This window comes from Streptomyces sp. NPDC007856 (assembly GCF_042868225.1).
Classification (GTDB): domain Bacteria; phylum Actinomycetota; class Actinomycetes; order Streptomycetales; family Streptomycetaceae; genus Streptomyces.
This window is the reverse complement of sequence record NZ_JBIAEC010000010.1, coordinates 192848-205818: the sequence shown is the minus strand read 5'-3', so window position 1 is coordinate 205818 and position 12971 is coordinate 192848. Positions and strand designations below refer to the sequence as shown.

11 protein-coding genes are annotated in these 12971 nt (G+C 71.9%); 8 read left to right on the top strand and 3 right to left on the bottom strand.

The window, feature by feature from the left end; genetic code table 11:
- Positions 1–214 precede the first annotated feature (214 nt).
- From ACFYOH_RS24285 to ACFYOH_RS24255, 7 genes are all read left to right on the top strand, one after another.
- Positions 215–1417 (top strand): ATP-binding protein, encoded by a 1203-nt coding sequence (locus ACFYOH_RS24285; protein WP_388628929.1) that lies wholly within the window; start codon positions 215–217, stop codon positions 1415–1417.
- Positions 1414–1815, top strand: coding sequence for a roadblock/LC7 domain-containing protein (locus ACFYOH_RS24280; protein ID WP_323376296.1), 402 nt, complete (start codon positions 1414–1416; stop codon positions 1813–1815). The genes ACFYOH_RS24285 and ACFYOH_RS24280 overlap by 4 nt, the downstream gene beginning before the upstream one ends.
- Entirely contained in the window at positions 1812–2186 is a 375-nt protein-coding gene (locus ACFYOH_RS24275; protein ID WP_351205475.1) for a DUF742 domain-containing protein, read from the top strand. The genes ACFYOH_RS24280 and ACFYOH_RS24275 overlap by 4 nt, the downstream gene beginning before the upstream one ends.
- Complete coding sequence (locus tag ACFYOH_RS24270; protein WP_388628925.1) at positions 2161–2763, top strand: ATP/GTP-binding protein; 603 nt, start codon at positions 2161–2163, stop codon at positions 2761–2763. Before ACFYOH_RS24275 ends, ACFYOH_RS24270 begins: the two co-directional genes overlap by 26 nt.
- Positions 2764–2857: 94 nt before the next feature.
- Positions 2858–4162, top strand: a complete 1305-nt coding sequence (locus tag ACFYOH_RS24265; protein WP_388629269.1) for a cytochrome P450 — start codon at positions 2858–2860, stop codon at positions 4160–4162.
- Between the two features lie 126 nt (positions 4163–4288).
- Positions 4289–5551, top strand: coding sequence for a cytochrome P450 (locus ACFYOH_RS24260; protein WP_388628923.1), 1263 nt, complete (start codon positions 4289–4291; stop codon positions 5549–5551).
- The gene (locus tag ACFYOH_RS24255) at positions 5548–6339 is read left to right on the top strand and encodes an enoyl-CoA hydratase/isomerase family protein (RefSeq protein WP_388628920.1); all 792 of its coding nucleotides are present in this window, start codon (positions 5548–5550) and stop codon (positions 6337–6339) included. The genes ACFYOH_RS24260 and ACFYOH_RS24255 overlap by 4 nt, the downstream gene beginning before the upstream one ends.
- Here the strand turns inward: ACFYOH_RS24255 and ACFYOH_RS24250 are convergent, their stop codons facing one another.
- On the bottom strand, positions 6340–6813 hold the full coding sequence (locus tag ACFYOH_RS24250; RefSeq protein WP_388628917.1) for an SRPBCC family protein: 474 nt from the start codon (positions 6811–6813) through the stop codon (positions 6340–6342).
- Positions 6814–6881: 68 nt separating this feature from the next.
- Positions 6882–7712, bottom strand: a complete 831-nt coding sequence (locus tag ACFYOH_RS24245; protein ID WP_228617447.1) for a DeoR/GlpR family DNA-binding transcription regulator — start codon at positions 7710–7712, stop codon at positions 6882–6884.
- A 292-nt stretch (positions 7713–8004) separates the two neighbouring features.
- Between ACFYOH_RS24245 and ACFYOH_RS24240 the strand changes: the two genes are divergently transcribed.
- Positions 8005–10326 carry a hypothetical protein gene (locus tag ACFYOH_RS24240; RefSeq protein ID WP_388628914.1) on the top strand — a complete coding sequence of 774 codons (2322 nt, stop codon included), beginning with the start codon at positions 8005–8007 and terminating at the stop codon, positions 10324–10326.
- A 37-nt stretch (positions 10327–10363) separates the two neighbouring features.
- Here ACFYOH_RS24240 and ACFYOH_RS24235 read toward each other — a convergent pair whose 3' ends face one another.
- Positions 10364–12802 (bottom strand): right-handed parallel beta-helix repeat-containing protein, encoded by a 2439-nt coding sequence (locus ACFYOH_RS24235; RefSeq protein WP_388628911.1) that lies wholly within the window; start codon positions 12800–12802, stop codon positions 10364–10366.
- Positions 12803–12971 lie beyond the last annotated feature (169 nt).

The window sequence follows — 12971 nt, the reverse complement described above, 5'->3', positions numbered from 1 at the left end:
GCGGCCGGTGTCCAACGGGCGGGTGACGGGGTGGTGAGAGTTCGGTGACGTCTCAATTGTGCTTCTGGGCAAGTCGGTTGTGCCTGTGTGACTGATAAGATCATCCCACTTTTCGGTGGGCTGACGGCGTGTCATGAACGCGTACGGGGGGACAGTCTCAAAGGCACCATCGCGCTCGCACCATTCCAGCGCGATGCGACTTGAAGAGAGTCTCATGACGTCATTGACCACGGATCCACTGCTGTGGATCTTGCTGGTGGTGCTCGTCGCTGCGGTCGTCGCAGTGATGCGGGCCCGGAGAACCAACATGGCGCTCCGAAGAACGAGAAAGGACCTCGAGGCAGGACTGGGACAGGCCCGCGGCGACGTCGGGCAGCTCCACACGCACATCGCCGCGCTGACCGCACAGCATCAGCGTGACCTCGCGGACGTACGAGCGGATGCGGAGGCGTCGACCAAGGCGGTGCTGAAGTCCGCCATGGGCACGCTCCAGTCGCTCGCCGAGGAACAGCAGGTCCTCCTGGACAGCCTGCTGAAGAAGTACGGCGACACCACGGAGGTGCTGGCCGACCTGATGACGGTCGACCACACCGGCAGCCAGTTCGGCCGCCGGGCCAAGGGCATCTCCGTGCTCTGCGGCGGATGGCTGGGCCGGCGTGACGGCGCGGCGACCGTCTACGACGTCGCCCGCAGCGCCCAGGGCAGGATCAAGGACTTCGACCGGGTCAGCGTCCACTCGCAGGTCAGCGTCTCCCTCGTCGGCAAGGCCGTCGAGCCGGTGGCCGTCGTACTGGCCGAACTGCTGGACAACGCGACGAACTACAGCGCGCCCGGAACGCCCGTCGAGGTCAACATCCAGACCGTGCCGACCGGCGTCTGCTTCATCGTGGACGACGCCGGACTCGGCATGGACCAGGAGACCAAGGACCGGGCGGCGGCCCTGCTCTCCGTCGACGGTCCCGTCGACATCACCGGTCTCGGCGATCCGCCGCGGTTCGGCTTCGCCGTGTGCGGCATGCTCGCCGCTCGCTACGGCTTCGCCGTCTCCGTCGGCTCCGTGTCCCCCTACGGCGGAGTGCGTGCAGTGATTCGTGTGCCCGAAAGTCTCCTCTCGGCCGACACCCCTTCCCCGGCGGCCGACGCCCAGGACACCGCGGTCCCCGAGGCCGCCCCGCAGCGCCTGGCCCCGGTCCCGGTCGTGGGTCCCTCGCACGTGGTGGGAACGACCTCGGGAGGTCTGCCCAAACGCCGGCGGCGCAGCAGCCCCGTCACGGTCGTCCCCTCCCTCGACAGCGCCGGTCAGGAGGAGACTCCCGAGCCGGTCAGCGAGGTGACGGCCTCACGGCTCGGGGCGTTCGCGCGCGGAACCCAGCTCGGGCGGACCACGAACACCACGGAAGGACCTGACAACCAGTGAAGATCGACCTGTCCTGGGTGCTGAACGACGTGCTCGAAGTACGCGGAGCCCGGCACGCGATCCTCGTCTCGGGAGACGGCCTGCTGCTGCAGCGCTCGGACGACATCGCACGCGACGACGCCGAGACGAACGCCGCCGCGATGAGCTCGATGCAGTCGCTGAGCCGAGCCGTCGCGGGGTTCGTGGGAGCGGGACACGGAATCTGGAAGCAGACGCTGCTGGAGTACGACGGCGGCTGGATCTTCCTGATCGCCGCCGGCCAGGGCTCGTACCTCGCCGTCTCGGCCGCGCTGGACGTCGACATGGAGGCCATGTCCTTCCGCATGCAGAAGACGGTGGCCGCCCTCAGCAAGGCGATGAGTGTGGCACCGCGGTCGGAGAACGGTGCCGGGGTATGACCACGCCCGGCGAAGAGGCCTCCGTCACCAGTGAGTTCGTCCGCTCCTACGTCATCACCGGCGGCCGGACCCTGCCGGCCGCGGACGACCTGGCGCTGCACACCCTGGTCACCCTGGCTCCCGAGCGGACCCCTCCGCTGGGAGCCGGCCCCGAGGTGATGGCGATCTGGCAGCTGTGCGCGGGCGGCTACCTCTCGGTCGCCGAGGTCGCGGGCCATGTGGGACTGCCAGTGGGGGTGGCCCGGCTGCTGCTGACCGATTTATTCGAGCAGGGCCACCTCCTGCGCCGCGCCGAGCCGCCCCGGGCTCAGAACGTTGACAGAGCGACCCTCGAGAAGGTTCTGAATGGACTCCAATCCCTCATCGGCTGAGACGGCCCCTGGATCCATCTACGTCTCCAGCGCGGTGACCAACGCTGCCAAGATCCTGGTCGTCGGGCATTTCGCCGTGGGCAAGACGACCTTCATCGGCTCGCTGTCGGAGATCACCCCGCTGCGCACCGAGGAGAAGATGACGCAGGCGTCCCTCCACGTGGACGACCTCAGGGGCGTGGCGGGCAAGACCACCACGACCGTCGCCCTGGACTTCGGGCGTCTGACGCTCAGCGACGACCTGGTGCTGTACCTCTTCGGCACCCCGGGACAGCAGCGGTTCATGCAGCTGTGGGAGGACATGGCCCGCGGCGCGCTGGGCGCACTGCTCCTGGTCGACCCGGCCCGGCTGGAGGAGACCTTCCCCGTCATCGACCTCGTCGAGCGGTACGGCCTCGAGTACGCCATCGCGGTCAACGGCTTCGATCCGGGCGCGGTGTACGAGGAGGCGGAGGTGCGCGAGGCCCTCGACCTGCTCCCGGACACCCCCGTCGTCTACTGCGACGCCCGTGATCGGCAGTCCTCCGCCCATGCGCTGATCGCGCTCGTCCGTCACCTGCTCACCCGAGCCGCCTGACCTGCCCATCCCCCCGGACCATCGGCCCGGAGCCAGCAGAAGGAACCCCATGGACCGCCAGTCAGTCCCCGCCCCCGCCGGCGCCAGATGCCCCATGCACGACGCCACGTTCGCCGCCGCCCCCCACCAGGTCTACGACCGGTTGCGTGCCCACGGTCCGGCCGGACCGGTCGAACTCGCGCCCGGTATCGACGCCACCCTGGTCGTCGGGCACGAAACGGCCCTGCGCGTGCTGCAGAACACCACACTCTTCGCCCGGGACTCCCGCCGCTGGAAGGCGCTGACCGAAGGGCACATACCGCTGGACCACCCGGTGCTGCCGATGATGGCGTACCGGCCCAACTGCCTGTTCACCGACGGCGCCGTGCACCTGCGGCTGCGCAAGGCCGTCACGGACAGCCTCGCCCGGCTCAACATCACCCGGATCCGCCGCGACGTCGAGCCGATCGCCGACTACCTGATCGACCAGTTCTGCGAGCGCGGCCGGGCCGACCTCCTCAACGACTACGCCAAGCTGCTGCCGCTGCTGCTGTTCAACAAGCTGTTCGGCTGCCCCGCGGACATCGGTGACACCCTCACCAGCGCCATGTCGGCGATCTTCGACGGCAAGGACGCGCTGCGCGCCAATGAGGAGCTCACCGCCTGCCTGATGGAGCTGATCGCCCTCAAGCGCCGCCGGCCCGGCGACGACGTCACCTCCTGGCTGATCCAGCACCCCGCCGGGCTGACCGACGAGGAGCTCAAGGACCAGCTGGTCATGCTGATGGGCGCCGGCGTGGAACCCGAGCGCAACCTGATCGGCAACGCCCTGCTCCTGCTGCTGTCACCCGACACCAGCGGACGCGACTCCGGGCTGCTGGTCGAGGAGGCGATCGATCACGTGCTGTGGAACCAGGCGCCCATCGCCAACTACGCCACCCACTACCCGGTCCAGGACGTGGATCTCGGGGGAGTGGTGGCCGAGGCGGGCACGCCGGTCGTCATCAGCTTCGCCGCGGCCAACACCGATCCCGCGCTGGCCGAGGCCCGCCGGAGGAACAGCAGGGGCGCGCACCTGGCCTGGGGAGCCGGTCCGCACGCCTGCCCGGCCAAGGACCCGGCGCAGGTCATCGCCGTCACCGCGATCGAGAAGATCCTCAACGCCCTGCCCGACCTGACGCTGGCCGTCCACGAGAAGGAACTGGAGTGGCGGCCGGGCCCGTTCCACCGGGCGCTGGTCGCGCTGCCCGTGGCCTTCAGCCCGAGCCCGGCCACCCATATCGCCGCCGCGCTGCAGGGCCGGACCGTCCCCGCCGCGGGCGAGCAGCCGCTCCCCACGGCTCCGGTCGCCGCCGCCCGTCAGGAGCCGGCCAGGAAGAAGGGCTTCTGGAGCACCTTCCTGGACATCTTCCGAGTCTGATGTGCGGCATGCGGAGGTTTGGCGGGAGGCATGTGACAGGAGCAACACTGTCAGGAGCATGATGGGGGAGAGGGGAAGGGTAGGTTCCGGCGGTAACGGTAGCGCCCAGCCACAAAGGAGCTTCGCGTGACCGCCGTTGGCGTCATACGCGGTACCACCACCGACCGCCGAGCCGTCATCCCTCTCCTTCGCCGGCTCCGTTCCGACGAAGGACAGGCCAACCCCCTCCCCATCTGGGATGAACTGCGCGCACTGGGTGAAGTGGTGCCCGCTCCCTGGGGCGGGTACTTCGTGACCGGATTCGACGCCTGCAACCAGATCCTGCGCGGCAGGAACTGGCTGGTCCCGGACTTCGCCTGGCAGCAACGCCGGCCCGACATGGCACGCTGGCAGGAACCGGCGACCCAGGAGATGACGCGGACGCTGTCCCGCCTCAACCCGCCCGAGCACACCCTGCGGCGCCGCGCCCTGGGCAACCTCTTCGACCGCGGCACCCTCGACGCCATGCGGCCCCGGATCGCCGCCCATGTCACCGAGCTCCTGGACCGCCTCGATTTACAGCTGCGCGCCCACGGCGAGGCCGACTTCGTCACCACGGTCGGCGACCGGCTGCCCGTCCGCACCGTCGGCGACTGGCTCGCCATCCCGGCCGGGCACTACCCGCACATCCTGGACTTCACCCATCGGCAGGTCCACGCCCAGGAACTGATCCCCACCAAGAGCGAACTGGCCGTCTCGGGCCAGGCCACCCTGGAGATGCGGGCCTATTTCACCGGTCTCATCGCAGACCGGAGGGCCCACCTCGGCGACGACGTCCTCAGCGACTGGATCCGCTACTGGGACGGGCAGTACCCCGGCGACCGGGCGGCCGCCGACCAGATGCTGTACGACCTGACGATGTTCATCACCATCGCCTCCCTGGAAACCACCGCGACCCTGCTGACCAACGCGGTGTGGTTCCTGACCCAGGACCCCGCCCGGGCCGACTGGCTGCGCGGACACCCGGAGGACCTCGACGACGCGATCGAGGAGGTGCTGCGCTACGACCCGCCGATCCACCTCAACTCGCGCTTCGCCGCCGACGACACGATTCTCGCCGGTGTCCCCATCGCCAAGGACACCACCGTCCACGTCCTGTACGGCGCCGCCAACCACGACCCGCGCCGCAACCCGGACCCCCACCTCTTCGACATCCGTCGCAGGGGCGCGCATCTCACCTTCGGCGGCGGCGTCCACTACTGCCTCGGCTCGGGCCTGGCCCGCCTGGAGGCCCGTCTCCTGCTCGCCCAGCTGCTGGAACGATTCCCCACCCTGCGGCCGACCGCAGGACCGACGTATGCGAACCGGATGGTCTTCCGGCGCATCACCTCCCTGAAAGTGACCACATGACCGCCCTCCCCCTCACGACCCTCCCGGCCGCCGCCGTACGGCGGACCCTGCGGACCCACCGGGAGGGTCCCGTCCTCACCGTCGAGCTGAACAACCCCGAGCAGGGCAACACAGTCACCGACGCCCTGCTGGACGACCTGATGGCGGTCCTCCAGGACCAGGACCCGGCGGTCCGGGTGCTCGTGCTCACCGCGAGCGGCGACGACTTCTGCCTCGGCGGGGACCGCGGCGAGTCCGCCCGGCATGTCGCCCACGACCCCACGGGCAGCGGCATCCGTATGTCGGGGACCAAGGCGCGGCGCGTCTGCGAGGCGCTGACCGCGAACCCGGCCGTCACCATCGCGCGCGTCCACGGCAAGGCCATCGGGGCGGGCTTCGCCCTCGCGCTCGCCTGCGATCTGCGGGTCGGATCCGAGGACGCGTCCTTCCGGCTGCCCGAACTCGCGCTCGGGCTGCCCACCGCGTGGGGCGGCCTGCTGCCCCGCCTCATCAACGAGGTCGGCGCCGCCCGCGTGCGCGAGATCGTCCTCACCGGCCGGGCCATCTCCGCGGCGGAGGCCCAGTCCCTGTCCATCCTGCAGAAGGTCGTCCCCGCTCACGAGCTGGACACGGCCGTCGCCGACTGGGCCAGGCCCATCGTCCGCCGCCCCCAGGCGGCCCTGCGCGTCACGAAGACCCTGCTCAACTCGCTGTCAGCGGCCTCGCGGCTGGCCGATGTCTCCGCGCTGGACGCGGAACTGATGGCAGCGGTCGTGACCGAGTCACAGCTCGCCCGCGGCGCCGGCTGATCAGCGGCGCGCCAGGCGGCGGTCCAGGGACGTCACCGCGTCGCGGAAGGCGCGCCCGAGACCGGGCCGGGCCAGCCCGAGGACGAGCCGCAACGGCGCCGTCCCGTCGGCGGCGAAGGTCCACCGCATCCGGGTGCCCGTGCCCAGAGGAGTCAGGCGCCACTCCTCGACCAGGGCACGGACGCCCGGCGCGTTGGTGGCGTCGACACGGTAGGCGTACACCTCGGGCGCCTTGGCCGCGAGCACCGTCTCCTCGAACCGGATCCCGCCCCCGAGCCGGATCTCACGCCCGGCGCCGCCGTCGGTGGCCCGGGCGAGCGTCACCGCCGAGAACCACTGCGTCCAGCCGGGCACGTCCTCCGCGAGCGCGCGGAAGACCTGCTCGGGGGACGCGGAGACCTCCCGCGCGAAGACCAGACGCACGGGCGCGGTCCCGACGAAATCGAGGTCCACCGGGCGCAGACGACGAGCCATGGACATAACCCCCTTGTGCCACTCCCGCAGGGCGGTCGACCGGGCGGCCAACCATAGCTGACAGACCCTCAGATGTCTGCGTCGTCTTCCCCGGGCTCGCCCGCCACCACCACCCGCAGGTGCTCGGAGATCTCCGCACGCGCCTCGGCGGGCAGGCCCGCATCGGTCACCAGCGTGTCCACCTGCTCCAGCGCGGCGAACGAACTCAGGCCCACCGTGCCCCACTTGGTGTGGTCGGCGACCACCACGACCCGGCGCGCGGAGTGCACCAGCCGCCGGTTCGTCTCCGCCTCGGCGAGGTTCGGCGTGGACAGTCCGGCCTCGAGCGATATGCCGTGCACACCGAGGAACAGCAGATCGAAATGGAGGGCGGCGATCGCCTGGTCGGCCACCGGTCCCACCAGCGAGTCCGACGGGGTGCGCACGCCGCCGGTCAGCACCACCGTGGCCGCGCCCTGCCGCTGGCCCGAGGTCCGCTGCGCCGCGTGGAAGACATCGGCGACCCGCACCGAGTTCGTCACGACGGTCAGATCGGGCACCTCCAGCAGTTGCTGGGCGAGCGCGTACGTCGTCGTACCACCGGACAGGGCGATCGCCGTGCCCGGGGTGACCAGCTTGGCGGCGGCGCGTGCGATGTCCTCCTTGGCCGTCAGCTCCAGACCCGACTTCGCCTCGAACCCGGGCTCGTGCGTGCTGGCCTCGACCACCGGAACCGCACCGCCGTGCACCTTCTCCAGCACGCCCTGGCGGGCGAGGGCGTCCAGATCACGGCGTACGGTCATGTCCGACACGCCGAGCTTGCGGGTCAGTTCGTTGACCCGCACACCGCCCCGGCGCCGGACCTCGTCCAGGATCAGGGCGCGGCGCTGCTCCGCGAGGAGGTTCTGATTCTCACTCACGTACGCTCCGGTCCTTTCGCCGCCATCCGTCCGACACGCCCGGCGCACCGCCCCCGACCAGGAGATTCCGGCCGGCCGGAGATGCGCGGGCGTCCCATCTTTTCACGGGTCGGCACCGGTTGCGCCACCACCTGTCACGACGCGCACATGCCAGCTCCGCCCCGACGCCCCGGACCACCGTCACACGGATCGGGGAGATTCCGTGACGAGCGGTGTACGACACCCCCGGACCGGAGATCCTGAAACGCGCATCGGCACAGTGCTTCGGGCGCGTCACGGGGGTGCGACAACAGTGGACGGCGCACAGGAAGGCCACGGCGAGCGGCGGACGGAGGCCGAGCTGGAGCTGCTCGTGCACGGAGTGGGCGGAACCACCCCGGAGAAGATGCTCGGTGACCCGCACACGGTCCGGGTCACCGGCGACGACACAGCCGCGATCTTCCGGCGCGCCGAGGACACCGGGACCAGGAGAGAACCACGCGACGGGCCCGTCCAGGAGGCGTACGTCTGGTGCAACCTCACCTCCGGCGACAGCAGCCGCGCCCTGTGGCTGTTGCTGCTGCCGTTCATGGTGGTCAACCTCACCCACTGGATGCGCCCCGCCGCGGCCGGCCGGCACCGCACGGTCCGCCTGTACGGCCTCCTGGTACGGCTGGCCGCCCTCACCCTGACCGTGCTGCTGGTGGCCGCCGCCTGCGAGGTGGCCCTGGACCTGGCTGCCTGGCAGTGCGCCGGCGTCCGGTCCTGCGCCCACCGCAACTCCTGGCTGGCCTTCCTCGCACCCCCGGCGTCCACGGGCCCCGGCGGGCACGACCCCTGGTGGAGCCTGCCCGGCCGCCGGCTGGCGCTCGCCGCGCTGGTGCCGACCGCGCTGACGGTCCTGCTCTGGTACCTCTCCCGCCGGACCTGGCGCGCGTACGAGTCCCACCGGCCGATGACCCACGACCCCGAGCCGGACACCGACGGCAGCGCGCTGACCAGGCCCGGCTTCTGGTACGGGCGCCGTCTCGTGGCCCGGCTGCGCGCAGCGCACACCGCGGCGGCCCTGCTGACCGTCGCCGCCGCCGTCGCGGCCCCCGCGGTCCGCTTCGACCACCGGCCCGGCGGTCCCGCCACCCTGGACATCCTCGGCCGGCTGCTCACCGGGGCCCTGCTGGCCTGGGCGGCGACGGCCGTGGGTGTCGTCTGCCGCCGGGGCCGCAGCGAGAACCGCCTCGACCAGCGGCTCGACCGGCACCTCGTACGGCTCCTGCCGCTCGGCGCGCTCGCCCTGCTGCTGCTCACCGTGGTCTACGCCGGCTGGGCCCGGCCCGGCTGGCGGTCCACCGGGCGGCTGCCCGGCGACACGGCCTTCGGCGCCCTCATGCTGGCCCAGGGCCTGCTGGTCGTCGCCCTCGCCGTCGTGGCCGGGAACCTCCACCGCCGCGGCCCCGATCCGCGCTCCGGCATGCGGGGCCTCGGCGGACCGGCCGTCGCGCTGCTCGCCTGCGCGCTGGGCGGTGTGATGTCCGGCGGGGTCGCACAGCGCGTCGCGGACTGGCTCGACGGCACGCACGCCGCGCTCCCCGGGCCGCCGGTCCTGCTCACCTGGCAGGCGTCCACCATCCCGCCGGCCCTCGTGGTCCTGCTGCTCCTGGCCGTCCGGCTCGGGCTCGGCACCACCCGGCTGGCCCGCGCCGAACGCGACCGGGTCCGCCACGAGCATTCCGGCGAACCCGAGGATCCGGGCCGTACCCGGACCATCGCCCACGTCCGCGCCATGGCCACCCTCACCGACCGGGCGCCCCTCGTCGTCGCCGTGCTCACCGCCACCACCCTGCTGCTCGGCGCCGTGGCGCTGGCCGGCGCGCTGGCCACCCGGAAGACCCCCGACGGAGCCGCCCGCCGCACCTACGACGCCCTGCAGTCCGTCGCCGAGACCTCGCAGGCGCTGGGCTCCTGGCTGGTCGGCCTCGGCTTCGTCCTCTTCGTGACCTGGGGCAGGCGCGCCTACCGGGGCGCCTCGGCGCGGCGCACGATCGGCATCCTCTGGGACGTCGGCACCTTCTGGCCGCGCGCCGCGCATCCCTTCGCGCCACCGTGCTACGCGGAGCGCGCGGTGCCGGACCTGACCTGGCGCATGGCCACCTGGACCCAGCACACCGGGGGCTGCCTGGTCCTCTCCGGCCACTCCCAGGGCAGCGTCCTGGCCGCGGCCGCCGCCTGGCAACTGCCCCCGTCGGTCCGCGGCCGGATCGCGCTGCTGACCTACGGCTCCCCGCTGGAACGCCTCTACGGCCGCTGGTTCCCGGCCCACTTCGGACCGCCGGCGCTCGCCGCCCTGCACCGCGACGTCGCCTGCTGGGGCAACCTCTTCCGCGGTACCGACCCCATCGGCGGGCCCGTCCGCGTCCCCGACGACGACACGCCCGAGGTCGACCACGGCCCCCTGCAGGACCCGCTCGCCTACGGCCGCACGCCCGCGCACCCTCTGCCCGCGCCCATCCTCGGCCACTCCGACTACCAGGCGGACCCCGTCTTTTCCCGGGAACGCGCACATCTGCTGGACCGGCTGCGCCCCGAGCTGCCGGGGCCACGGCCGGAACCCACGCAACACCGGGCCGACGCCGGCTAGGTCCTGTCGTCGAACTCCCGCCGTCCGCCCGGGGTGCTCAGGGCAGTTCCGGAAGGTCCTCCGCGTACAGCAGGGTCAGATCGTCGGTGCTGGGGTCCGCCAGCTGTGCGACGCGGCTCGCGTGCCGTTCCACCATTGCCTCGAAGGTCTGCCGGGCCGTGCGGCCGTTGCCGAACGCCGGGCCCTTCGGGATGGCCGTGAAGTACTTCAGCAGCGCCTCGGACGCGCCCGGCGTCAGCCGGTACTCGTGCTCGTCGGCCTGCTGTTCCACGATCCGCAGCAATTCCTCGGGGCCGTAGTCGCCGAAGGTGATGGTGCGCGAGAAGCGGGAGGCGACACCGGGGTTGACGGAGAGGAAGCGCTCCATCTCCGCGGTGTAGCCGGCGACGATCACCACCACCGCGTCCCGGTGGTCCTCCATCAGCTTCACCAGCGTGTCGATGGCCTCCTTGCCGAAGTCGCGCCCGGCGTCCTCCGGCGACAGCGCGTACGCCTCGTCGATGAACAGCACACCCCCGCGCGCCCTCTCGAACGCCTCCTGGGTGCGGATCGCCGTGGAACCGATGTGCTCGCCGACCAGGTCCACCCGGGACACCTCCACCAGGTGTCCCTTCTCCAGCACACCGAGCGAGGCGAGGATCTCGCCGTAGAGGCGGGCGACCGTCGTCTTGCCGGTGCCGGGCGAGCCGGTGAAGACCAGATGCCGCTTGACCGAGGCTGCCTTCAGGCCCGCCTGCCGGCGGCGCCGCCCGACCTCGATCATGTCGGTCAGCGCCCGCACCTCGCGCTTGACGCTCTCCAGGCCCACCAGCCCGTCGAGTTCCCCGAGCACGTCCTTCGACGTCCGCACCGGCTGGGCCGGCTCGGCGGCGGCGACCAGCGGCTCCTGCTCCGTACTGCGCTGCCCCGGGATCGAACCGAGCAGCCCGGGGGAGTGCGACACGGTCTCCACGGCGGTCTCCCGGGCCGTGGGCGGCCGCAGTCCGCCGCTCTCGTCGCTGGTGCAGTCCTCCACGACCGGGCCCGTCCCGGACGTGGCGTCCGGGCCCGCGTCGGCGAACTCGTAACCGCCGCGCGCGCAGCGTTCCGTACGGCACTTGCGCAGCGTCGCCCGGCAGCCGTCGATCACATGGAAGCCGTAACCGCCGCTGCCGCTGACCCGGCAGTTCAGGAAGCTGCCGCGGCCGCCCGCGGAGACGTAGAAGCCCGCCTCGGCGGGGGAGGCGACCGTGCAGCGCTCGATGGTCGGGTCGGCACCCTTGGTGACGATGACGCCGGTCTGGGTGCCGTCCAGGGTGCAGTTGTTGAGCGTGCCGCCGCTGCCGTGGTCGCGGAACCACGCGCCGGTCGCCGCCTCCCTGATGCGGCAGTCGTCGAGCTGAGCGGTCGCCCCGTCGCTCACCGACACCGCCGTGTTGCGCACCTGCGACAGATCGCTGTCCACGACGTCCGCGCGCGAACCGCGGTCCAGCACGAACAGGGCGTCCGGCACGTCGTGCACCCGGCAGGAGTCGAGGACGGCCGTGGCGCCGTCGCTGACCCACACCGCCGGATAGTCGCCGGTGCTGTCGAAGATCTCGCACTGGTGGGCGTCCACGCGGGTCCCCGGGTCCCACACCGACAGGCCGTTGCGCCCGAACTGACGGACCGTCGTGCGGGTCAGTGTGAGCACCGAACGGGAACGCAGGTCGACCGCGTTCTCCGGGATGTCGTGGATGTGGCAGTCGGCGAGCGTGAGCACCGCGTCCGTGTCCAGGGTGACGCCGTCGGCCGTCGTGCGGTGCACATCGCAGTCGGTCAGATGCGCCGTCGCCCGCTGGGTGACCTGTACGCCCGAGCCGCGGACCTCGTAGATCTCACAACCCACCGCCTCCAGCGCGGAGTTCTCGCCCGTGGCGGTCATCCCGGTGCCGGAGGCGTGGTGCACACGGCAGCGCTCCAGACGTGGATGCGCACCGCCGCGGACGGCCACGCCCGCCTGCCCGGCCGCGACGACCTCGCACTCCTCGAACACCCCGCTCCCACCGTCGAGTACGGCGATGCCGATGCCGGCCGGGTTGTCGACGGTGCAGCGGCGCACGGTCGGGCGGGCGCCGCCGCGCACCTCGATGCCCGCGGCGGACCGGGTCACGATCCGCATGTCCATCAGCTCGGGCGTGCCCTCCTCGACCAACAGCGCGGGCGCCGCCGCGTCCTGGCCCTCCACATGCAGGTCCTGCACCACGGCGGAGGCACGCACGGTGAGCGGCACCCCGTCCACGGGCGCGATCCGCACCGAACCGGGGGAGCCCTCCGGGCCACGGAGCGTCACCGCCCGCTGGAGCACGAGGTTTTCCCGGTAGGTGCCCGGGGCGATGGTGAGGACGTCGCCGTCGGCGGCGGCCTCCAGGGCGGCGGCCAGTGATGCGTACTCGCCTGTGCGGCGCCGCCACCGCGACGTACCGGTGTGCGTCACCTGGACCGTGCCCTGTGCCATGGCGTTGCTGTGCCCCCACCTAGTCGTACTGATGGCCTGCTCCCGTAGGGGCCTTGCCGCCGGTGCCGGGACCGCGACCGTGCTCAGCCCCTGGGGCCGATGCGCGTTCGCGCTACCGAAAACCTGCGCATGCCCCTGCGGTTCGCTCACCCGCGGGTTGTCGCCGAAA

Excerpts from the sequence above, each read along its gene's own strand:
- ACFYOH_RS24285 (WP_388628929.1), top strand. The coding sequence starts at position 215 with ATGACGTCATTGACCACGGATCCACTGCTGTGGATCTTGCTGGTGGTG.
- ACFYOH_RS24275 (WP_351205475.1), top strand. The coding sequence starts at position 1,812 with ATGACCACGCCCGGCGAAGAGGCCTCCGTCACCAGTGAGTTCGTCCGC.
- ACFYOH_RS24270 (WP_388628925.1), top strand. The coding sequence starts at position 2,161 with ATGGACTCCAATCCCTCATCGGCTGAGACGGCCCCTGGATCCATCTAC.
- ACFYOH_RS24265 (WP_388629269.1), top strand. The coding sequence starts at position 2,858 with ATGCACGACGCCACGTTCGCCGCCGCCCCCCACCAGGTCTACGACCGG.
- ACFYOH_RS24255 (WP_388628920.1), top strand. The coding sequence starts at position 5,548 with ATGACCGCCCTCCCCCTCACGACCCTCCCGGCCGCCGCCGTACGGCGG.
- ACFYOH_RS24250 (WP_388628917.1), bottom strand. The coding sequence starts at position 6,813 with ATGGCTCGTCGTCTGCGCCCGGTGGACCTCGATTTCGTCGGGACCGCG.
- ACFYOH_RS24235 (WP_388628911.1), bottom strand. The coding sequence starts at position 12,802 with ATGGCACAGGGCACGGTCCAGGTGACGCACACCGGTACGTCGCGGTGG.